The organism is Salegentibacter profundi (assembly GCF_054121475.1).
The window spans coordinates 270,170-292,488 of record NZ_JBSYGG010000001.1; the positions used below are offsets into that span (position 1 = coordinate 270,170).

The 22,319-nt window shown below is 38.8% G+C and carries 19 protein-coding genes; all 19 read right to left on the bottom strand.

Going from position 1 to position 22,319, the window contains the following annotated elements; translation table 11 throughout:
* Window positions 1-28: 28 nt before the first annotated feature.
* The 19 genes from ACW6NC_RS01340 to queG all read right to left on the bottom strand — a co-directional run bounded on the left by ACW6NC_RS01340 (window position 29) and on the right by queG (window position 22,318).
* Window positions 29-262 (bottom strand): hypothetical protein, encoded by a 234-nt coding sequence (locus tag ACW6NC_RS01340; protein WP_457863272.1) that lies wholly within the window; start codon window positions 260-262, stop codon window positions 29-31.
* A 68-nt stretch (window positions 263-330) separates the two neighbouring features.
* Window positions 331-870, bottom strand: a complete 540-nt coding sequence (locus tag ACW6NC_RS01345) for a DUF420 domain-containing protein (protein ID WP_457863273.1) — start codon at window positions 868-870, stop codon at window positions 331-333.
* Window positions 867-1,601, bottom strand: coding sequence for an SCO family protein (locus ACW6NC_RS01350; protein WP_457863274.1), 735 nt, complete (start codon window positions 1,599-1,601; stop codon window positions 867-869). Before ACW6NC_RS01350 ends, ACW6NC_RS01345 begins: the two co-directional genes overlap by 4 nt.
* Window positions 1,602-1,633: 32 nt before the next feature.
* A complete protein-coding gene (locus tag ACW6NC_RS01355) occupies window positions 1,634-2,278 on the bottom strand; it encodes a hypothetical protein (RefSeq protein ID WP_457863275.1) in 645 nt (214 codons plus the stop codon).
* An 83-nt stretch (window positions 2,279-2,361) separates the two neighbouring features.
* Window positions 2,362-2,724, bottom strand: a complete 363-nt coding sequence (locus tag ACW6NC_RS01360) for a cytochrome C oxidase subunit IV family protein (RefSeq protein WP_457863277.1) — start codon at window positions 2,722-2,724, stop codon at window positions 2,362-2,364.
* Window positions 2,725-2,750: 26 nt separating this feature from the next.
* Window positions 2,751-3,731, bottom strand: coding sequence for a cytochrome c oxidase subunit 3 (locus ACW6NC_RS01365; RefSeq protein WP_457863279.1), 981 nt, complete (start codon window positions 3,729-3,731; stop codon window positions 2,751-2,753).
* Between the two features lie 54 nt (window positions 3,732-3,785).
* Window positions 3,786-4,367: a cytochrome c oxidase subunit 3 gene (locus ACW6NC_RS01370; protein WP_457863280.1), complete on the bottom strand. Its 582-nt coding sequence runs from the start codon at window positions 4,365-4,367 to the stop codon at window positions 3,786-3,788.
* Window positions 4,358-5,260 carry a heme o synthase gene (gene cyoE / locus ACW6NC_RS01375; RefSeq protein WP_457863281.1) on the bottom strand — a complete coding sequence of 301 codons (903 nt, stop codon included), beginning with the start codon at window positions 5,258-5,260 and terminating at the stop codon, window positions 4,358-4,360. The genes ACW6NC_RS01370 and cyoE overlap by 10 nt, the downstream gene beginning before the upstream one ends.
* A gap of 89 nt (window positions 5,261-5,349) precedes the next feature.
* On the bottom strand, window positions 5,350-7,482 hold the full coding sequence (locus tag ACW6NC_RS01380) for a gliding motility protein RemB (RefSeq protein WP_457863282.1): 2,133 nt from the start codon (window positions 7,480-7,482) through the stop codon (window positions 5,350-5,352).
* 119 nt (window positions 7,483-7,601) lie between these two features.
* The gene (locus ACW6NC_RS01385) at window positions 7,602-8,324 is read right to left on the bottom strand and encodes an energy transducer TonB (protein WP_457863284.1); all 723 of its coding nucleotides are present in this window, start codon (window positions 8,322-8,324) and stop codon (window positions 7,602-7,604) included.
* Window positions 8,325-8,368: 44 nt separating this feature from the next.
* Window positions 8,369-8,773 (bottom strand): VanZ family protein, encoded by a 405-nt coding sequence (locus tag ACW6NC_RS01390; RefSeq protein WP_457863286.1) that lies wholly within the window; start codon window positions 8,771-8,773, stop codon window positions 8,369-8,371.
* Window positions 8,763-9,143, bottom strand: coding sequence for a glycine cleavage system protein GcvH (gene gcvH, locus ACW6NC_RS01395; protein ID WP_457863287.1), 381 nt, complete (start codon window positions 9,141-9,143; stop codon window positions 8,763-8,765). Before gcvH ends, ACW6NC_RS01390 begins: the two co-directional genes overlap by 11 nt.
* Before the next feature lie 61 nt (window positions 9,144-9,204).
* Window positions 9,205-16,365: a T9SS outer membrane translocon Sov/SprA gene (gene sov / locus ACW6NC_RS01400; protein ID WP_457863288.1), complete on the bottom strand. Its 7,161-nt coding sequence runs from the start codon at window positions 16,363-16,365 to the stop codon at window positions 9,205-9,207.
* 3 nt (window positions 16,366-16,368) lie between these two features.
* Window positions 16,369-16,950: a Holliday junction branch migration protein RuvA gene (gene ruvA, locus ACW6NC_RS01405; protein ID WP_457863290.1), complete on the bottom strand. Its 582-nt coding sequence runs from the start codon at window positions 16,948-16,950 to the stop codon at window positions 16,369-16,371.
* Window positions 16,951-17,034: 84 nt separating this feature from the next.
* Complete coding sequence (locus ACW6NC_RS01410; RefSeq protein WP_457863292.1) at window positions 17,035-19,329, bottom strand: NADP-dependent malic enzyme; 2,295 nt, start codon at window positions 19,327-19,329, stop codon at window positions 17,035-17,037.
* A gap of 195 nt (window positions 19,330-19,524) precedes the next feature.
* On the bottom strand, window positions 19,525-20,199 hold the full coding sequence (trhA, locus tag ACW6NC_RS01415) for a PAQR family membrane homeostasis protein TrhA (protein ID WP_457863294.1): 675 nt from the start codon (window positions 20,197-20,199) through the stop codon (window positions 19,525-19,527).
* Between the two features lie 6 nt (window positions 20,200-20,205).
* Window positions 20,206-20,814 (bottom strand): hypothetical protein, encoded by a 609-nt coding sequence (locus ACW6NC_RS01420; protein ID WP_457863296.1) that lies wholly within the window; start codon window positions 20,812-20,814, stop codon window positions 20,206-20,208.
* The gene (locus tag ACW6NC_RS01425; RefSeq protein WP_457863298.1) at window positions 20,798-21,289 is read right to left on the bottom strand and encodes an RNA polymerase sigma factor; all 492 of its coding nucleotides are present in this window, start codon (window positions 21,287-21,289) and stop codon (window positions 20,798-20,800) included. The genes ACW6NC_RS01420 and ACW6NC_RS01425 overlap by 17 nt, the downstream gene beginning before the upstream one ends.
* A 99-nt stretch (window positions 21,290-21,388) precedes the next feature.
* Window positions 21,389-22,318 (bottom strand): tRNA epoxyqueuosine(34) reductase QueG, encoded by a 930-nt coding sequence (gene queG, locus ACW6NC_RS01430; protein ID WP_457863300.1) that lies wholly within the window; start codon window positions 22,316-22,318, stop codon window positions 21,389-21,391.
* Between the last annotated feature and the right edge of the window lies 1 nt (window position 22,319).

Genomic DNA, 22,319 nt, shown 5'->3' on the forward strand with positions numbered 1-22,319 from the left:
TCTTATTCAAGAAAAAATTTTTAATTGTTCAAGCTTCCTCCGTTTTTCCGGCTTTCTTCCGAGAACGATAAATAAAATAACCTATTCCCCCGATGAGGATATAAGGGAACATCATCAGGTACAAGATGCCATTATTTATTCCTTTAGCGGTACTTTGATCACTCTCACTCTCCAAAACAGCTCTACACATAGAGCATTGTGCTTCAGAAGCCATTGGGATTAGTAAAAGCAGAAGTAATATAAATAAAAACCTTTTATTCATTTTATTTAGTTAAAGTACAAATTTAAAAATTTATATAGGTCCCATAAAAGATTTAACATGACGAGGACCTAGTAATAAGGCATCATAAAAATATAGACCAAAACACCCGTTAGCGTAACGTACAGCCAGATCGGAAAAGTCCACCTGGCAATTCGTGCATGCTTGTTATAATCTCCGGTCAAACCTCGGTACATGGTAAAAAGGACCAGAGGAACAATTATCGCTGAAAGGAGAATATGGGTAATAAGAATAAAAAAGTAGAAATATCTCAAGACTCCTTCGCCTCCATAGGGGACGGGGTCATTTCCAATTTTTGAGATCACATAACTTACTAGAAAAATTGCAGACAGAAAGAATGCTGTAATCATAGTATTACGGTGCAATTTATATTCCTTAATTCTCATAAAAAAATAGCCCAACATCAGCAAGATAGCTGTGGATCCATTGAGTATGGCATGAAAAAAAGGTAAGGTGCCGGCCCGGATACTCAAAAAGTTAAATCGTTCAGGGAGATACATTAAGATAAGTACGATTAATGGCACAGCAACAGAAAGGGCAATTATCACCGGCACTGCAATTTTATCGGTTTTAGTCAGAGGTGTTCTCACAATAAGTTCTTAATATCTTCAATTAAAATATCAATTTCTGGTGCTTCTTCACCCTCGGCTACAGATTTATTTCTTTCCACATAACCCCGGTAAAATATAATGGGATTACCATAAGCATCCCTGCGTGACCTGATGTAGCCCTCCTGGTCAATTAGGGCAAACATTCCCTGGTGAGCAAAGCCACCAGGCGCGCTCTGGTCTTCCCCGGCATAAATATTAAATCCAGAATTAGCCAAATCATAGATTTCCTCCTTATCTCCGGTCAAAAGATGCCAGTTGGGATTGGTGATACCATACTTTTCGGCGTATGCCTTAAGAACCTGGGGGGTATCGTAAGTCGGATCAATGCTAAATGAAGCGATCCCAAAATTATCTTCATTATTAATTTCATCTTGGACCTCCACTAAATTGCTATTCATAATTGGGCAAATAGTAGGACAGGTAGAAAAGAAAAACTCAGCAACATATACTTTTCCAAGATAATCCTCATTGGTGATGGTATCTCCATTTTGATCAATAAGTTTGAAATCAGGAGCTTTCTTACGCTTCCCATCGATCTCTATGTAGGCAAGCTTATCAGATCGCGCAGATTTCCTTTCAGCTCCCCTTACATTCAAGCGATCAGACTCCACTACTGAATCATTGCTGATTCGATCAACGATTTTTGGAATAAAAATGATCCCAAAAATCAAGATGATTAAAGATATTCCTATATATGAATAATTCTTCATTATAAATGTTTTTGATATGGTTGTCGGAAAAATTAGTTCTTCCTTTCTGCATTATTCTTTTTAAGAGCTAATCGATATTCAGCCAGTATAACCTTCACGTCATCATTCATTTTATTACTAAGGTCAGCAACAGAGCTGGCATCATAGCCATACATCTTTCCATAATCCTTGTCATCTATCCTACCCCGAAGGTTTCTGTCCTTATCGACAATAAAAACATAAGGAGTATGAAGGTTTTCATCCAAGACAAAACCAGAGTCCATGCTGTTAAAAACTGATTGCACTTTTTCTTTGGAAGCGAAAACAAATTTCCAATTTTGCGGATTTCCTATGGCCTCAAATTCTTCAGAAAAACGAATAGCGCTCTCCCGGGCAGACTCCGGCAAAACGATTACGAATTGAAAATCATTAAAATCATAATATTTTTCCAGAATCTTTTGGTCTAGATTAAAGGTATGCCCCTTTATCTGATCCAGATCTTTTCCAAAAAATGCTACAATACTAATCTTATCCTCTAAAGCAACCTCTCCCTGGTTTAAGCTTTCCAAACCTTTTATTTCCTCAATATTTTCTGTGAGCACGGGGAGTTTCGCAAAATTATTCTGGCCAGAAGAAAAAAAGAGGTAAGCGATAATGGGTAAAGCGAATAGTACTAATAGTACAAAAAACTTTTTCATAAACCTGATTATACTTAGAGGTACAAAAATAAAAAGACGGCTTTATAAAACCGTCTTTTCTTTATAATTTAACTTTCAAAAGTTTAAAAATCCCATGCTACATGGTTCGATTTAAAAACTTCATATACATAATCCCCTTCGGTAAGGAGTATAAAAATCAAATAACTTATTAGAAATACTCCGGTCCATACAATTGCTCTTCGTAACCCCTTCACTTCTCCTTCAAGATGCATAAAAGCCCAGGCAATATAATATGCCTTAAACAAGGTTAGGATTATAAAAATCCAATTAAGAAGACTCATACTGAAAAGATCTGTATGAACAAGAAAACCTGGTTTGATGATTCCTAAAAACACCTCTACAATAGTTAGAACTGAAAGAATTCCAAAAACAATCCAGATCCTTTTGGTATTAGATTCGTGATGATGTGCGGTTTCGTGTGCCATAATATTGTTTGTTCTGTCTTAGAAAATTAAACCAGATAAAAGAAAGTAAATACAAATACCCAAACTAAATCCACAAAGTGCCAGTAAAGCCCTACTTTTTCCACCATTTCATAACTCCCGCGTCTTTCGTAAGTCCCAATTACCACGTTGAAAAAAATGATGATGTTTATTAGAACCCCTGAAAAAACATGGAATCCGTGAAATCCAGTAATAAAGAAAAAGAAATCAGCAAACAGAGGTGGACCGTATTCATTTTGAGAAAGATTGGCTCCCTCTACAACTCCAACTGCTTCAGCATCTAATTTTCTCAGAGATTCTTCTCTGCTAAGAATTGTTTTCTCGCCTTCTTCAGTTAAAGTTTGCGTTCTTATCAAAATATTTTCATTAGCTGTAAAACCAGCTTTAACCTCTTCAATGGAGTAAGTTGGAAGGGCTGCCCCTTCCTCAAACCATACACCGCTCTCCCGGGTATGAGGTACGCGCTCAGTAGGCATCACCTGTGCCACATCGGCAAGAGCCACCCTGTGACCTTCGTTATCAACAAACTGAAGAATATTTCCTCCCTTGGTACTTACCGCTCCATATGTACCATTAATAAAATTTTTCCATTCCCAGGCTTGAGAACCAAGGAATATAAGTCCACCAATAATAGTAAGGAACATGTAAAAAATTACTTTCCCTTTTTTCATCTGGTGTCCGGCATCTACTGCCAGAACCATGGTTACGGATGAAAAAATCAGGATGAAGGTCATTAAGGCCACATAATACATTGGAGCATCAACCCCATGAAGGAAAGGGAAGTGGTTAAATACCTCATCGGCTATAGGCCAGGAATCAATAAATTTGAACCTTGAAAAACCATAAGCTGCAAGGAATCCTGAAAATGTTAGCGCATCGGAAACGATGAAAAACCACATCATCATTTTACCATAACTCGCTTTAAGAGGTTCATTTCCCCCGCCCCAGGTTTTACCTTCGGTGCCTGTTCTTACAACAGTCGCGTCCATAGAAGAGTTTTTAGTTTAGTTTTTGAGTATTGCGCAAAAATAACGTAAATTTTGTTATCTGAAGAAATATAAAAATAAAAACAGATAAACCCACAAAAAATCTACAAAATGCCAGAAGGTGGCACCTAGCTCGATACCAAGCATTTGGCCCGGCCGATAGCGTTGTTTAAAATGGTTATAAATTACAACCAATAATACTATTAAACCTGAAGCTAAATGAGCCAAATGCACCAATACCAACACGTATATAAAAGAGGTGGTAATATTGCTTTCACTACCGGTAAAATAATAGCCCTGGGAAACAATATTATTAAATCCTTGAAACTGAAGTGCTACAAATAAAAGAGCCAGGATTAAAGTCCCAATCAAAAAAGCTGTTCCGTTTTTTGGTCTAGAAGAAGCTATGTTTTTTTTGGCCAGAAAAAAAGTAAAACTACTGGCCACAATCACAAAGGTACTCCATAAAAAAGCATCCGGAAGATCAAAACCGGTTAACCAATCTGGCCTAGTTTTACTTACCACGTAAGCACTGGTAAGACCAGCGAAGGTCATCACCATACTTATAATTCCAAACCAGAGCATCATTTTTTTCGCTCGGGCAAATTTACTTTTATCAGTTCCTTGAGTTAAATCCATGGTCTTATAAATTTATCCAACACATAAATAATTTGAAGTAAAGTTATGTATGATACGCTGGCAAACATTAATTTTTTAGCCGCTTGGGCTGATTTTTCCTTATAAAGATTAATTGCATAATATAGCATCCCCATGCCGAGGAGAAATATTAAAATACCTGCAACTGGAGTAAGATATAGCTTTCCTGTGACTCCAAAAGCCGGTATCAACGAAACAAGGAGAGTCCAAATGGTATAAAGAACAATTTGTATTGCCGTTCCTTTATTTCTTTTACCCGTGGGCAACATAAAAAAACCGCCCTTTTTGTAATCATCATACAGCCACCAGCCCAAAGCCCAAAAATGTGGAAATTGCCAGAAAAACTGTATCATGAACAAAATACCTGGTTCAATGCCAAAACTATCTGTAGCAGCCACCCAACCTAACATAAAAGGAATCGCGCCAGGAAAGGCTCCGACAAACACAGAAAGTGGAGTCTTAGTCTTTAACGGGGTATAAATACTTACATATATAAAAATACTAAGCGCACCAAACATCGCCGTTTTAGGGTTGATAATATAAAGTACAATCAAGCCAAGAATAGTAAACACACTTGCGATGATGAAAGCATGGGTCACAGTCATTCTGCCGGCCGGGACTGGTCGATTCTTTGTACGGTCCATCAAAGCATCAAGATTTTTCTCGATGATTTGGTTAAAGGCATTCGAAGCTCCAACCATAAAATACCCCCCGACTGCCAGCAAAAGAACTACTACAAAATCTATGGATTCTGCTCCAAGAAAATATCCCGCAATAGAAGAAAACACCACGCTAACGGCAAGCCGCATTTTGGTAATTTCTTTAAAATCAGTTAAACGGGAAACAGTTGGGGTATGTACGCCGTAGCTACTCAAAAGCAGTTTTTTAAATTGGCGCAAAGATAGCCCTTAATTAGTTTTAGACAAGGCCTGACAAATGTTAATTTAGGAAAGCACTTATAGCTTTAATAATCATAGTACCAATTAAATATATCTGTTCTAATTCCAAAGTTAATCCAGATAGTAGAATTCTCAAACTGGTTAAAGGTTTTTACCTCCGGCTTAAAATTTCGATAAATAAAGTTACCATATAATTTAAGGTTCGTGGCGGGATTAATTATAAAGCCAGTCTCCACTTCAGCAAAAAGCGAAATAGAAGTATTCCCCTGACCAATCTTAACACCAGTATCAAGGTTCTCAGGCCGATCTCTTTCACTTCCATAAATATCACCACCATAATTATAATTATCCGCAAAATTATTGAAATTATACCCACGGGTACCGTAGATAAGTTTTCCATGGCCATACCACCTGTCTTTTTTGTACCGGGCTATTGCCAGAATTTCCCTGAAACTAGCACCCCACTGATGGGCCATTGACTGGTTATTATGGCCGTAGTTGAGTACTCCGGTATTATGAGAATAAGTATAGGGCCTCACCTGGTTATACTCGGCTCTTAGGAATAATCCTGGCACTGAAAAAGCATTGAAGTATTTAACCCCAAACTGATAACCCAACTTATTTTTCCAACTCTGTTCCCCCCCAAAAACATCAGTAGAAGAGAATTCATCTATTACCCATTGTCCGTAAACATTTACTTGATTACTAACTTTATATTTGCCGGTAAGCCCAATTATGGCATTTCCGCCCCGAGCACCCGTCGAAAATTCAATTGCCCGGTAAAAGATTACGGGGTTTAGATAATTTAGATCAAATCCTCGGTTATTATCGTTTTCCCATACCACAGATTCAAAGAAACCAAGGTTAAGCCTCTTCGTAACATTGTAGCTCAAATAATGATTTGCCATGTATTTAGTACGGAAAGAACCGCTTTGGGTCACCTCAGGACGTACATCTCGCAGGGACATCCAGGTGTTCGTGTATTTTATCTTCCAAAAAGCAGTATTGAGTTTGAAATAAGGATATGGCGAAGCATTGTCACTCATCAATAGCGAACGATAACCATCCCCGATAAAATTTTTTCCATGACCAAATTCAAGATTGAAGAATTTCCCCGGGGTATATGTAAGGTAGCCTTCAGCTACCGGATAATCATATCCGCCATCCATAAATGGCTTTGCGATTCCGCGACCGGGTATAATTGCGGGATCCCCTCCATCTGGTTTTATCGATTCCGCATAGCGATTGAAGTAATCAGCAAATCTTCCCTGGTTTTCATATACTACTGAATAAAAATTTAATTTTTCCCCAAGTCCTCCCTGAAAGATAGCGGCTCGGGTATTGTTATAGGTGAATTCGTACTGGGTTTGTTCAAAATCTTTACCAAGTTGCAGATCCATAGCGAAATCAATGGTAAACCAATAATCCTCGGTTTGAAACCTTATTAAATGTTCGTTCCAGATTTTACGACCAAGCGTCGAACCTGCAGGTTTCAGCAACATCGCTTCCTCAGCCCCAAAATCGTAATAGGGAGCAACCTCATCAAACCTTAAAGGCTTTGAGGCCGAATGGGTGTTAGTGCCTACTTGATTAAAATCAGCATCAAACCTTGAATAATATTCATGACTCAAAGGAATGTTTATTCGGCTTTGATATCTGGGATTTGTAAAATCACCAGACTTGATGCGGTCATATTCCTTCAAAGTTTGGCTTTTAGATTTCATTCTAGGTGCAATTCCCATCCCGGAAAGTTCATCCGATTTTTCCTCATGCTGGGCAGGTACTTGCTCCAGAGAAACCTCCAATGGAATCTTCAATTTCATCTTAAATTGCATAAAAGAAGGCCTGGAATCATATGTAGCTGGAGCAATGTTAGGAAGAAGAGTGAACACACGATGTAGCTCTTCCTTAATTTCTGAATATGCCGCTTCAATATACAGAGGATTAAAAGAACCCGTTTCATCGACCTCAAACACAACAGTAGCAATTCCTCGGTAATTTTCAGCTTCTACTTTTGCTGGCATCTGAAAGTTGTCAATGACAAAGGCCAAAAAGCTCTGCTTAAAACAATCAGCTTGCTGCTGGTAAGCAATATTCTCACATTCAGAAAACCGAGGGTAAACCTCTAAGTTATGGTTGGTTTGTGCAGACAGGTAGCCCGAGGTAAGAATCACAAAAAGAAGTAGTGTATACTTCATACCACTTGCAAGTAGGTTAGTTTCACAATGGAAATATACATTTTTTAAAACAGAGTTCTAGAATCAAAACAAAAAAATCCCGGGAATTCCCGGGATTCGAAATAAAAAATAAATATTATTTAATCCTGAACCTGAAATACAATTGGAAGAGAGTACATAACCCCTACAGCCTTACCGCGTTGTTTACCGGGTTGCATTTTAGGTAGTTTATTGATTACCCTCGCAGCTTCCCTTTCAAGTCTGGGGTGTGGAGCACGAGACATCACATCCACAATATTTCCTTTTTCGTTGATCTTAAACTGAACGATCACCCGGTTTACTCCAGACAATCCGAGTTCTGAACCCAGGTCTTTATTAAATTCCCTGTTTACGTGCTGTTGAATCTTTTGACTCATACATTGCTTACGCTCCTCATTGTTATTCATGTTTTCACAACCAGGATAGATTGGCACATTTTCAATAACAGCAAAAGGAACATCTGCAACTTCTTCTTCCACTGGAGCTTCAACTACCTCTTCAACCTCTACAATTTCTTCAAGATTGGTTTCGGTAGACTCTATCTCATCTTCTTCGACCTCTTCCTCATCTTCAACAACCTCAATCACCTCTGGCGCCGGTGGCGGTGGTGGTGGCGGTGGTGGAGTATTTTGCATTTCTGTAATTGGAATTTCTTCATCATCCAATTCATCTAAATTAAGCTGACCGGTATCGAGGGCTTCCTTGTCATAGGTTTTCCACTCAATAGCCTGCCAAGTAACAAAAAGGACTAAAATAAGACCCAACTGAAGAAACAATACGCTTCTCCTGGTTAGATCTGCTTTAGGATTTTTCTTTGGTTCCATAATGGGTTATTGATTAATAAGGATTGCTAAAATAAATATTTTTTCTAAAAAACTAAATTAATCTTGCTTTTTAACCTTTGCAGGACTCTTTTAGATAACAGTAGTAACATCGCGGCACTCATCACACCCAAACTATTGGCTAAAATATCATACCAATCGGGTTCTCTGAAGCTGGTAAGGGCTCCTTGTAAAACCTCAATTAACATACCAAAAGCAATAGCAAGAACAGATATCTTTAATAAATATGAATAATAGTGTTTAAAATCCCGCTCTCTAAAAACAATATAAAACTGCCATAGTATAACCAGTACAAGATAGGCTATAAAATGCAAAAATTTATCAGTGGGGTTAAAATTACCCACACTGATTTTTCCCAGTCGCACCAGGGAAGCAATAGTAAGGGCAAGGGTATAAAGACTTGCACCGGATAAAAGGATTCTAGCGACCAATAATTTCTTTGTAGGCTTCAGGGGTTAAAAGATCTTCCAGTTGAGAAGCATCAGAAAATTTTATTTTAACCATCCAGCCATCTCCATATGGATCTGAATTCACCTTTTCAGGTTCATCTTCCAGGCTGTCATTAAATGCTACAATCTCACCGGAAAGCGGAAGATAAAGATCAGATACTGTTTTTACGGCTTCTACCGTACCAAAGACTTCTTCTCTTTCCAGAGTCTCATCCAGAGTATCTACTTCAACGTAAACGATATCACCTAATTCTCCTTGAGCAAAATCGGTTATTCCTATCGTTGCGGTATCGCCTTCAATTTTAACCCATTCGTGATCTTTGGTGTACTTTAATTCTTGAGGTATGTCCATAATTAAATATTATATATGCGCAAAGGTAATTTTTTAATGCAATTGTTCAAACAGCCATTATTTAATTTCCAAAATTATATCGTAATGTAATCCCAGACCTTATAGTAGTCTGAGGAAAAGCAGTTGAGACGGCGTATTCAGAGAAACTATGATCATAATAAAATATTGCTGTGAGATTCTGAGATAAAGCATAGTCAGCAGTGAAATTAATGCCCCATATATCCTGACCTGCAATCACCTGACTGGTTTCTAAATCTAAATACCTAATTACGGTATTATTCCTTCTAAAGGACACATCTCCTTTAAAATTAAGGTCACTGCTTAAGATCCTATTTTGACCAGCTAAACTCGTTGCTATTTTCAAATCCTTGATACGATATCCCATTCCAAGCCTATATTCATTCCCGCGAGTTTCTGTAAGCAGGTTATTATCAAAACTTAAAGCCAGAGCCCTGTCTTTTCGAATTTCGGCAAGCACCTGTATAGAAGATTTTGTTTCCAGATCCACTCTTAGAAGAGGTGTAAATAGTTCAGTTAAGACTATATTAGAAAAGAGCATAGGATTTTTGAAATCTCCCGCCTGGTTAACCGCAAATACATCATCAGGATCATAATCAAGATTACTTTGAAACTGATTAATTGTATAATTGGACTGATATCCGTGATTTAAAGATATTCGCCTGAATTTATCCCTAAACCAACCTATTCTCATAAGACCTGTATACTTAAGGTCCCAGTTAGGCAAAGGCACATCTCGAAAGGCTCCTAATTTCACATTATCAGGATCAACCCCGGCATAAGCCGAGATAAAGGCAGGTAATAGCACAGCTTGGTTGGTTTTTCCTAACCCAACCGGGTATCCGTCATCATCGGTTTCATTAGGGTTAAGTCCTCGTTCTTCAGCCAAGCGGCGGGCAACTGTCAATCTATTCTCCCTGAAGGTCTCAAAAGTTTCTGAAGATGTCTCAGAAGATTGATTAAAGGCCGTCTTTAGCAAGATCGTCGAAACATTGAAGTTCCCGTAAGTATAAGGTGTGAGAGATTGATATTCGAGCGTCGTGGGATCCACCTGGTAATTTTCATTAAACGTTTCTGCATAATTTCGGTTGGCACTGATATCTATTGTAAGATCTGGAAGAAGGTCCAGGGAAGCCTGAGCAGTAAGCTGTTCATTTTCTACTGTGGTATATTGTTGATTAAAATCCTGGAAAAGAGTGAGCCAACCTCGTCTGGCGGCCATATACCTGACTTCATCCTGAAGCCCGAAGGTAAATCCCATAGATGGCTTTAAGGTTCCCATAAAACCTATTTCTGGAGTGTATCCTGGCAAAAAGGTGCCCTGATTGTTCCTGTAGTTCACCTGGATTCGCTTTAAGGAAGTAATTATCCCGACAAAAGTATTATATCCTTTATACTCCTTTGTCTCTGGAGGAGATGCTTCTTGCGGATCATCGGGTGTCTCATCGAGGGTAGGCACGCCGGCACTGCGTTCTTTTATTGTGCTATTACCCGCAGTTTTCTTCTCCACTAGTCCAAGGTAATCATATAGATTTTGTAAATCAAGGTTCGCATTGACTTGATGGGTATTGGAGTTCTGAATAGAATTTCCGATATCCGGTATACCTTCAAGGTTATCATAAATCCTGGAACCTCGCTGCCACTGAAAATCACCGGTAAAAGAATAAGTGGCCTTAAGAAATCGCAGTATTGGAAGTTTTTCCAGTGGCAAATCATAATTTAGCTGAAGGCTCTGATAATGGAGATTAGGCTCACCAATACTAAAGAAGTCGTCCCATAATCCTATGCTGTTATCAGGAATACCTTCATCGGTTATATAGTTTCTAACCACCCGGTTATTGGATGCATTAAAACTGAAATTCAAAGATTTGGTCAAATTATAATTAACACCATAATCCCAGTTAAATAAGTAATTCCGCTGATATAGAACCGGAATCCCGAGATCGTTTTCAGACAATTCAAGACTTCGGAATTTCTGTTCATTATACTGGCGAAGAATATTCGAACTCGCATTAATATTGGTAGGGAGAGGATTAAAATTAAAATCTTTTATAATGGTGAAATAATCACTACTATCTAAAACAGCTACATTCTTGAAAGGTTCAATGGGTTCATTGGTAAAATTAAATTCATAAGTTCCTCCCACCCTAACATTTTGATCCAAGCTTTCTTCTATTTCAAAATCCCGATGATCTACCTGATTAAAGGAGGTGGAAAAGGTAAAATTTTCGATATCATATGGCATAGGTTTGGCTTCTCCGGTCCTCTCTTTTCTTAATCCTATCACATTTATACTTTGACGTTTCGTATAAGATTGCGATTGCTTTCTTACCCTATCTCGCTCTACCGGATCAATAATATCATTTAACCTGGTTTCCAATTCCACATCCAGGAATTCCTGATCGTACTTTGGGGTTACAAGCTCTTCTCCACGGCTATAGTTTACAGGTATTCTCAGACCCCACTTTTGAGGAAATAATTGCCCCATATTTAAATTGGTAACCACATCATACTGCTGAACATCCTCCCTGCTTCGCTGATTAGGTCCTTGATCTAGCGTACCAAAGCCAACAGTGCTCTTCCGCCCCGTCGCCGCCAGATTAGCAAAATCGGCAAGGTTGGTATCCATATTAATAATACTTGCCCAACCTCCTTCATTATTGAGGTCCGAAAGTCTTAGTTCATTAAACCAGACCTCTCCGCAGATATCCTGTGCACTATTATTTGGCATCCCGTTTTTTAAACCAAGCATCAGCACACGAACATTTCCAAAACTGGGATTTCCCTTAATACCAATCCGCATCTCTCCCGGATCATAAGGACTTTCCGGATCTGTTAATTCAAGGTCCCGTGTGTAGAAATTAAGATCCCCAGAATTTAAAGAAGGGTCCCCCAAAACACTGGTTTTAACCCTTTTGAGCAACTCCAACGGAAGATCAAGCTGATTTACTGCTGGCCAAATTTCTTCGGCAGACTGTGCCCCGAATAAAGTTGGGCTTAAAGGAATTTCAACCTGATAGAAGTTATCGGTAAAGTCAGTTCCAATTCTAAGGAAAGCCACTAATTGGCCATCTTTTAATGGCGAATGGTTCACAAGGGATTCAGCGTGCAGGAACATTTCAAGATTTTTATATTGCCGCATGTCAATCTGAAAATTCTTATACACTGCACGGGAATCCTGGGGCTCCAGATCGCAAACCCTTAAGGCTAATGATTGTTCATTCTGCCTTATATTGGTATTGCTTTCAAAAAGTTCTTCCCTGATTACTCCCGGTGGTAATACATAAGGAATGGGCTGTCGGTTCTCATTTTCTTCAATGTTAACGGCAGTAACCTCAAATAAGGTATTGGAGTTTTCCGGCCTAGCGTTCTCAGTTTGAAGGCTTTGATTATACCTGCGGTAATCCCCCCTGACAAGTTCCATGGTTCCAAATCTCAATAATGTCGGATCTTGAAAATCCGTGAGAAACATCCTCATAAACCTAATCGATCTGAAATCCGCAATACCTCCTTTGCTATCTGTAGGCTCATAGATCGGTATCTTGAATTGGAGCCACCTAACAGGAAGTTCCTGACCATTTCTTAGGCTAACATTAAGCTCCTTGACATCAGTAATATACTGATTATTATCGATATCCATACCCGGGAAGAAAGGAACTTCATACTCAAAATAACTATCTATGGTATTCATCGTATTATCCCGGTTAATATCCTCGGTAGTAGGCAAAGTAGTATTTCCCCGATTAGTATCTCCTACTTCGGTTGGGGAATTTCCCTCAATCCCGTTATAATCCCTATAGCGATTTACAATACCCCCATCTCTGGAAAGAAAATATTCATAATTGTCCCCGGCAGGATCTTCCAGGTTACCAAATTCTGGAAATTCTACAGCCTCTTCCTCATCGGAAAGACCATCGTAACCTACATCCTGATTTAATCGTTCTTGACCTTCGGAATCAAAAGCATACACCAAAGACTGATCGGAAGGTACTTTCCCGAAATTTGTTGATATTGTATTACTATCGCCCCCGTCTTTTGGCAAACCATTTTCGTACTGTTTTCTTCCATCTTTCAAAACATCTTCGGAAATATTGCCTAAATCAAAGCGGATGGTCCCTCCTGAATTCCCCTGGTTTTCACCGTAGATATAAGGATCCATCACCCAGAATTCAATGAACTCTACGTTTGACTGTTCGAAATTTGTAGCACTTATTCCCCGCATCATTCCTCCAAAATTATCGCCAGGATTTGGTAGTGTATTTTCATTAGAAGCAGCTGGGTTAAAATTATAGGGCCCCCGCTGACCTGGAAAATAGGCCACATCCATAGTATAGACCACCATAGGTTGTCCTTGCACCACATCTGTATTAGGAAAAATTTCGCTCATTGAAACACGCCGGGTAGCATAGGAAGAAAGGTCAGCATCTGTGACACCGGCCGGTCGACTACTACTGTAAAATATAGGATCTATAGTATACCATGCTAATTTTGCCCTTTTAAATCCGACATTTACATCACCATTGGATAGTTCCCCCCCAAATCCCAAGGGTACACTGGAAAGTTCCCAGCTTAAGGGGGTATTAATGCCAATAGAGGTTTGAGCGGCCTCAAAATCATCTATATAAGTGGTCGTTTCTCCTCCGAAATCATTAATAGTGGGTGATCCTGGTTGTAAATAAGCAAATTCACCTGTCACTGCAAAGTTAGACTTCACCTCAGTATCTATATTGGGGAGTTTATTAACCATGCGGGTGAAGAAGGGAACTTCAGTAGAATAATTTATGTTAAAACCGTAAATCGAGTTATTGAGCGGTTCATAACTGTAATTAGCTTTTTGAGTTAAAGGACGTTCTTTCAAATTTAGAAAAGTGGCCCCAACCAGAAAGTTCTCATTGAAAAGATGTTCTACATTAACTCCGGTAAAACGTTTGGTCTGCTGTCCGAATAGGGCATTATTTTCCGTGTTAACCTGAATGGGAATATTTGAAGCAAGCAAACCTTCATCAAGGATTTGAACCCGACCGAGTTCATAGTTCACTACATAATCGACTCCCTCCTGAAGTATTCGGCCTCCAGCCGTTACTGTTACCGAACCAGGCGGAAGATTAAATCCAATGGGGATTCCTTCTACTTCTGCTGATTTGTATCTCCCTTTTAATTGAAATTTATTTTTTTCTGCCTCTTCCTGCTCGGCCTGTGTTTTCGTTGTACGGTAGAGTGATCGGAAGACATATTTTCGTTGGTTTGCATTCCAGGTATCTTTATCAGCATAATCTTCCATACCGGTATTCGGGGTATAATCCAATTTCTTGAAAAGGTATTCGCCAAAAGGCTCTACCGAAGTAAAGATAACATTCCCATTTCGGGGGTCTATGGTAAGACCAGGTACAAAATCAAAGAATCCATCACCACCTACTATTGGATCATTATTGGAATTAAGCTTATCCAAATTAAAAACTCTCAAAAGTGGTGTTTCGCTAACATCTTCAGGCAATTCTGATTCTCCTGCCGGTTTGATATAATTAAGTGGCTGAGGATCGGTATAAAGAATATTCATTCTAAAATCATCTCTTTCCAGCTCATAAGCTCCCAGACTGTAGATATTCTTCATCATCAAGTCCCAAATAGGCTCATTTACATTGGTAATAGTGCTTTTAAGTAGTTTTACAACTAAATTACGATTCGATCGAGGATTGATATTTTGCTCACTCTCCTGCTCTGTTTCATCAGGGGAATCCGAACCGGTAGCATTCACCCCATCGTTAGCGAATTCTCCAACCTGATAAACCTCGCCGTTAACAGTGAACTGAAATGCTACGGCCAGCACCTCATCATTACTTAAACGTTGATTTAATGAGATATAGCCTAATTGTGTATTAAGGGTATATTCATTAGGCTTTAATTGCCTGGCATTTTCGAGTTTAATATAATCCAAGCCTTCTGAAACCTGGACACCCCCAAAGCCACTTTCTATTGTGGAAATATCCCTTATAGCAGGAGTTAGGACAGATTCTTCGGGCCCACTGATTCCAAAGGGGTTAAAATCATTATTTCTGTTGTCTGGATAAGAACCTTCAGGCTGATTAAAGAATCCACCAGGTGGATTCTCTAAACCAATATTCCCTTCTATAAAGGTTTCCCCAAGATCTTGAATTGCCACAATATTACGTGTATCCTGTAAGTTCTGAATGTTATTGGTTCGATTGGTCACCCACACCTGAATTCGCTGTACCTGGATATTCGAATTAATAAATGGATAATCCTTTAAAGCCTGATCATAGTGGTCTCTGAAGTAGTGTGCAAGGAAGAAATGTCGATCCTGATCGTATTCCAGGATAAACTTTTCAAAATCTTCTATGGTGGCCCCTCCTTCAACATTCACTGTTCGCCGCTCTGATTTTTGTTCTGAAAACACTCCAGTAATCCTGGTTTTTCCGAATTGGAGTTCCGTTTTAAATCCAAAAAGACTTTGGGCTCCCTGCATTAGAGCATTGTTCAAGGGCATATTCACATTACCTACCTCGATCTTTTGAATAATATCATCTTCATTGGGCGTATATTCTAATTTCAATTGATTCTGAAAATCAAAGGTGGATTCCGTATCATAATTAGCAATAATTCCAAGACGCTCCCCTACCCGCCCCTGAAGGCTTAAACTGATGCGCTGATCGAAATCGAAGGTGAGGTTCTTTCGATTCCTTGGGGAAAAAGCTGGGTTATCCTGTTTGGTAAATAATAATCCCAAATCCATTTCAACAGTACCCTGGGGAACAATCTCAATCTCGTTTCCTCCAAAAACACTCTCAAAAAAACCAGAATTCACATAGAAATCCGGCAACATATCCTTCTGGATTTCTTCGGACCCTTTTTTATTACCCGCCAGGGCATCCCCTTTTAATTTGAAGTAATTTTGAATCTCCTCCCTAACGACGAGTTCTTCAAATTCTTCAGGAGTAAGAATAAGAGGTTGTGATAAACTGATGTTTCCGATGCTTTCACGAAAGATATAACGGTCTAAGATCGGATCATATTCATATTGTGAAGAAAAACTCTCGGGATCAGGCAATGAAATAGTTCCCAAATCATATCCGGTTCGGGTAGTGTCCTGCAAGGTCTCCTGTCCTGATAAATTTGTTGAAATCACCAGAGACAATAGGAGGGCAAGCGGGACCGAAGTTGACAATTTCAAGTAATTGTTCTTCAATTTCTACAGATTTTTAAGCGCAAGTTTTATAAGAGACTCTACGGTAGGGCTTGTAGATTCCTTTAAAATCTTATCTATAACTTTCCCTGCTTGCTTTCGGGCAAAGCCCAGGGTTTCTAAAGCTGATAACGCTTCTTCTTTAATTGTATTGTCCTGAGAAACAAAAACTTCATCTCCTCCTTGTACTTTCAGGATCTTGTCTTTTAAATCTAAAATAACCCGCTGAGCTGTTTTGGCTCCGATGCCTTTTACACTCTGAATTGTGGCCACATCAGCCGTTGCTATAGCTTCCCTTACCTGACCAGGCTCCAGTGATGACAACATCGTTCTTGCAGTACTTGTACCTACCCCCGAGACCGAGATTAGCAACCGAAAAACTTCTCTCTCATATTGGTCACTAAACCCAAACAGGGTATGGGAGTCCTCCTTCACCTGCAAATGCGTAAAGATATGTATGGCTTCAGCATCAGGAAGTTTAGAAAAAGTATTCAGTGATATATTTAAAAAATAACCTACTCCGTTACATTCTACTACCACATGAGTGGGATATTTTTCAATCAATTGCCCCTTTAAATGATGAATCATAAATCAATTCAAGCTTAGAGATCAAATGTAGTAAAATTAACTTAAGCCTGAAACGCTTATTTTACGGGCTTTTTGATCAAGTTTCTATGACTTTTCTTTTTGTTTCTTTTTTTCTTTCTCCTGGGCATCTACTACGGCAACAGCAGCCATATTAACCATTTCCTCCACACTAGCACCAAGCTGAAGGATATGTACCGGTTTTTTCATTCCCATCATTATTGGCCCAATAGAATCAGCTTGATTTAACTCCTTAAGCATTTTATAATTACTATTGGCAGAATCAAGATTAGGGAAAATTAAGGTGTTTACCTTTTTTCCGGCTAATTTAGAAAATGGAAATTTACTCTGAAGCATTTCCTTATTAAGTGCAAAATCTGTTTGTAATTCTCCATCGGCTTTCAAATCTGGCTGCCAACGATGAAGATAAGAGACTGCTTCTTTAACTTTTGAGGCATGCGGATCCTTGGATGACCCAAAATTGGCATACGATATCATCGCTATAACTGGTTCAAGTCCAAAAAGCTGCACTGTCCTGGCTGTCATTTGTGCTATTTTAGCCAGATCTTTTGCGGGAGGGTCAATATTGATGGAGGTGTCACTGATGAACAATGGACCCCTGGAGGTGTTCATAAGGTTTGTCGCGGCCACACGACTCACTCCTTTTGCCATCCCTATGAGTTCAAGCATAGGTTTTACTACAGTAGGGTAGGCCCTTGAATACCCTGAAAGCAATGCATCAGCATCCCCTGTATTGACCATCATTGCCGCAAAATAATTACGAAGACGCATAAAATTCTCGGCATCGTACAAGGTTACTCCACTACGATTGCGAGTTTTCCAGTAAGCTTCAGCATAGGCATTACGCTTTTCTTCCTGTTCATCCGATTTAGGATCAAGAATCTCCACATCGGCATCAAAATCTATTTCCTGCATTAGTTTCTGAATCACCTCTCTTCTTCCAAGAAGAATAGGGATTCCAATTCCCTCATCATTAACTATTTGGGCAGCCTTAAGAACATCAAGATGATCCGCTTCTGCAAAAACAATGCGCTTAGGATCCATTTTTGCCCTATTCATTAATAAACGTGTGATCTTATTATCACTTCCCATTCGTTCCAGCAACTCTTCCTCATATTTCTCCCAATCCTGAATCGGATATCTGGCACATCCGCTTTCCATAGCAGCACGCGCAACAGCAGGAGGAACTTTGGCGATAAGTCTTGGATCAAATGGTTTCGGAATAATATAATCGGGTCCAAAATTCATACGAGTCTCCCCATAGGCTATATTCACCTGTTCAGGAACCGGCTCTTTGGCAAGTTCAGCCAGGGCTTTTACCGCCGCCATTTTCATTTCTTCATTTATCTTAGTAGAACGAACATCCAGTGCGCCTCTGAAAATAAATGGGAAGCCAAGAACATTATTAACCTGATTAGGATGGTCACTGCGCCCGGTTGCCATTATCAGATCTTTCCTTGTATTAATAGCCAGATTGTAATCGATCTCAGGATTTGGGTTGGCCATGGCAAATACTATAGGCCTTTTTGCCATGCTTTTCAGCATTTCAGGAGTCACGATATCTGCGATAGAAAGACCCACAAAAACATCTGCACTTTTCATCGCCTCTTCCAGGGTATCGATCTTTCGGGATGTGGCAAATTCAGCTTTTTCTTCGGAAAGGTTCGGCCTATCTTTTCGAATAACCCCTTTACTATCCAACATTACAATATTATCGGATTTGGCTCCAAAGGCTTTATATAATTTGGTACAGGAAATTGCTGCAGCTCCAGCACCATTAATTACTATTTTTACCTTTTCCATCTTTTTTTTAGCCAGTTCCAGTGCATTTAACAACGCAGCTGCTGAAATAATTGCAGTTCCGTGCTGGTCATCATGCATAACAGGGATATCAAGCTCTTCCTTGAGTCGTCTTTCAATTTCAAAAGCTTCGGGAGCCTTAATATCCTCCAGGTTAATTCCACCAAAGGTGGGGGCTATATTTTTTACAGTTTCAATGAATTTATCAATATCTTTCGTGTCAACTTCGATATCAAATACATCTATATCAGCAAATATTTTGAACAATAAGCCCTTCCCTTCCATAACAGGTTTGGAAGCTTCCGGACCTATATCGCCTAAACCAAGCACGGCAGTGCCATTGGAAATCACCGCCACAAGGTTACCCTTAGTGGTATACTTATAGGCATTTTCTTTATCCTTTTCAATCTCTAAACAAGGTTCTGCCACCCCCGGAGAATAAGCAAGAGACAGGTCTCTTTGTGTCGAATATTTTTTCGTGGGAACTACCTGTATTTTTCCTGGTTTCGGTTTCGCGTGATAAACTAAGGCTTCACGTCTTTTTCGAGGATTGCTACTCATAATTATTCTATTTGGCTATAGATACAAAGTTAGGAAGGTTGCATAAATAAAAGACACAAACCAACAGGAAAAAGCCAGCGAAACGCAGCATTTCCAAATTACAGTAAAAGTAAATCAATTGAGTCCCTTTCATGAAACCCAATTATTGTTTCCTTCAGAAACTTTCTCTACTATTTTTAAATTAAAGTTAGGTTTTTAGGAAAGCAAAGTAACCGGATCCTCTGGCAAGACATAAAAATAGATGGAAATAAAATGACAAAAACTTCCCAGTAAAACGAAAAAATGAAAGATTGCATGGTTGAATTTTATCCTTTCCAAACTGAAAATAATCGCTCCCAATGTATAAGCAATTCCACCTGCGAACAACCATACAAGACCCAAAAATTCAAGATTATCTAAAAGAGGTTTTACGGCAAAAACAATTATCCATCCCATTGCCACATACATAATTGTAGAAAGGGTTTTATACCTACCGGTAAAAAAAAGCTTTAGAATTATTCCCGTAAGGGCCAAGCCCCATACTACTCCAAAAATACTCCACCCCAATACACCCTTCAAAGTGACTAAGGCAAAGGGAGTATAAGTACCAGCAATAAGAACATAAATTGAGGCGTGATCTACAATATTCAGTCGATATCTCCAAATTCCATTACTGGTAGCGTGATAGAAGGTGGAAGCCGTATAGAGCAAGATCATACTTGCCCCGAAAATACTAAAACTCACAAGATGCCTAATATCTCCAAGGTCGTTTGCTCTTAATATCAGAAGAATTAAACCAATTATACTTAACACCAATCCAAAACCATGAGAAATAATATTAAATTTTTCCTCTACCGGTGGATAATAATGACAATTGTTTTCTTGTTCCATTCCTTATTATGCTCTCATTAACTCTTCCATATCTTTTATGGTAGTTTCTAATTTTGCCAGCAACCTTCCGTACACGATTTCCGTCGTAAGACGATAACAAAGAATTCCGAGTAAGGAAAGAAATAAAGCCAATCCTAAAATAACCAGAATTTCCGAAAAAATTTCGAGACCTTCAAGTTTTGATAAAACTCCAGCGCCGCGGAAGAAAAACCAATAGGCCGGTATTGTTACTAAAGGTAAACCAATCCCAATTAACCAGGTTGAATACCTTATAATGTTTTTCAGTTGATGTTTATAATCCAGGAGATATCTATAGGTACTATCTTTTACATCCAGAGTTTCAAGGTTTTTCAGCATCTTTTGGTTCACTAAGAACAATGCAAAAATAAGAGTGGCCCCATATATTCCCCCCATGGTTTCTCCAAAAAATGCAAAAAGTCCAAAAAAGATAAGCGCTATAGGAAGAAGGCTCAAATTATCCTTTTTTGAGGTGCTGTTTATTTGCCGGATAATCAATTTGGACTTTTTCTTGTATAAATTGGACACTATTGGAACTGAAAGCTTTTTTTCCGCTTCAAATCCTTCCCTCCAAATATTTTCAATAGATTTTTCCATCGAGTAAATTTTTAAGTTGTTTTTTAATGCGAGTGATTCTCACTCCAATATTATTCGGTGTTGTTCCAATAATAATGGCTATGTCTTTATAGGTGTTCTCCTCCAGATAAAGCAAAATAATAGCCCGATCTATCTCGGAAAGCTGACGTATGGCGCTGTACAAAAGCTGTAAGGATTCATCCTGGAAATAATGTTCCTCAGCAGGAATGTTTTGGACCTTTTCATTTCCCGTAAAGTTAGATGGTTTCCTTTTTCTCTTTTTTAAAAGGCTCATGCATACATTTAGCGAAATCCTGTAAACCCAGGTAGACCATTGAGATTTCTCTTTAAAGTTCTTTCGGCTTCTCCAGATTTGTAAACATACCTCCTGGTAATAATCCTGAAAATCTTCCTCAGTATCGGTATAGGCCCTACATATCTTAATAATTATACCGGAATAAGGCAAAATAAACTGGGTATAGAAATCTTTACTCAAAATTGTCTTTACCTAATTAGTGATAAAAATCCTTCTTTATTACAGACCATGAAAAAATTATGTTTTTCCCTGGCTAACCGTAACATTAAATCAAGATTTTTAACTGCTTAAAAAATCAATATTCCTCCTCAAACCTTCATACTTTGTCCTCTTCACCGCTGATTTTTTAAAGATCTCATTGAAGGTTTCTTTAGTAATCTCTTCCCAGTCTTTTTTATCGTTTTCTAGTAAATCTGGATGTGGATTAAACAAGGGCTCATTATGGGGTTGAGAAAAACGGTTCCAAGGGCAAACATCCTGGCAAATATCACAACCAAACATCCAATCTTCAAACTGCCCCTTAAAGGAGTTTGGAAGTTCATCTTTCAACTCAATGGTAAAATAGGAAATACACTTACTTCCATCAACTTTATAGGGTTCAACGATAGCATTGGTAGGACAAGCATCAATACAAGCTGTACAGGTTCCGCAATGATCGGTTACCGGAGTATCATATTCCAGCTCCAGATCTACAATAAGTTCAGCAATGAAATAGAAGGAGCCTGTTTGCTTAGATAATAAATTAGAATGTTTCCCTATCCAGCCCAAACCGCTTTTGGCAGCCCAAGCTTTGTCAAGTACCGGGGCGGAATCAACAAAAGCACGACCTGCTATTTCTCCAATTTCCTTCTGCATGACCTCCATCAATTCCTTAAGTTTAGTCTTTATTACAAAATGATAATCCCGGCCGTAGGCATATTTACTGACCTTATATGAATCTTGTTTTTGAATTTGATGAGGGTAATAATTCAATAGCAAGGAAATTACCGATTTTGAACCTTCTACAAGTTTAGTAGGATCCAATCGTTTATCGAAATGGTTTTCCATATACTTCATCTGGCCATGCATCCCCTTATTAAGGTAATTCTCAAGTCGAGGAGCTTCCTCTTCAAGGAATTCGGCTTTTGAAATTCCACAAGATAAAAATCCGAGGCGTTTAGCTTCGGATTTTATTAATTGCGTATATTTTTCTTTGGTTGAGATTTGCATC

What these genes read in the sequence shown, in the direction of transcription:
- ACW6NC_RS01420 (WP_457863296.1), bottom strand. Translation starts at nt 20,814, where the DNA reads ATGGAAAAATCTATTGAAAATATTTGGAGGGAAGGATTTGAAGCGGAA.
- ACW6NC_RS01370 (WP_457863280.1), bottom strand. Translation starts at nt 4,367, where the DNA reads ATGGATTTAACTCAAGGAACTGATAAAAGTAAATTTGCCCGAGCGAAA.
- ACW6NC_RS01410 (WP_457863292.1), bottom strand. Translation starts at nt 19,329, where the DNA reads ATGAGTAGCAATCCTCGAAAAAGACGTGAAGCCTTAGTTTATCACGCG.
- ACW6NC_RS01380 (WP_457863282.1), bottom strand. Translation starts at nt 7,482, where the DNA reads ATGAAGTATACACTACTTCTTTTTGTGATTCTTACCTCGGGCTACCTG.
- ACW6NC_RS01360 (WP_457863277.1), bottom strand. Translation starts at nt 2,724, where the DNA reads ATGGCACACGAAACCGCACATCATCACGAATCTAATACCAAAAGGATC.
- ACW6NC_RS01340 (WP_457863272.1), bottom strand. Translation starts at nt 262, where the DNA reads ATGAATAAAAGGTTTTTATTTATATTACTTCTGCTTTTACTAATCCCA.
- ruvA (WP_457863290.1), bottom strand. Translation starts at nt 16,950, where the DNA reads ATGATTCATCATTTAAAGGGGCAATTGATTGAAAAATATCCCACTCAT.
- trhA (WP_457863294.1), bottom strand. Translation starts at nt 20,199, where the DNA reads ATGGAACAAGAAAACAATTGTCATTATTATCCACCGGTAGAGGAAAAA.
- ACW6NC_RS01350 (WP_457863274.1), bottom strand. Translation starts at nt 1,601, where the DNA reads ATGAAGAATTATTCATATATAGGAATATCTTTAATCATCTTGATTTTT.
- queG (WP_457863300.1), bottom strand. Translation starts at nt 22,318, where the DNA reads ATGCAAATCTCAACCAAAGAAAAATATACGCAATTAATAAAATCCGAA.
- ACW6NC_RS01385 (WP_457863284.1), bottom strand. Translation starts at nt 8,324, where the DNA reads ATGGAACCAAAGAAAAATCCTAAAGCAGATCTAACCAGGAGAAGCGTA.
- ACW6NC_RS01355 (WP_457863275.1), bottom strand. Translation starts at nt 2,278, where the DNA reads ATGAAAAAGTTTTTTGTACTATTAGTACTATTCGCTTTACCCATTATC.
- ACW6NC_RS01365 (WP_457863279.1), bottom strand. Translation starts at nt 3,731, where the DNA reads ATGGACGCGACTGTTGTAAGAACAGGCACCGAAGGTAAAACCTGGGGC.
- gcvH (WP_457863287.1), bottom strand. Translation starts at nt 9,143, where the DNA reads ATGGACATACCTCAAGAATTAAAGTACACCAAAGATCACGAATGGGTT.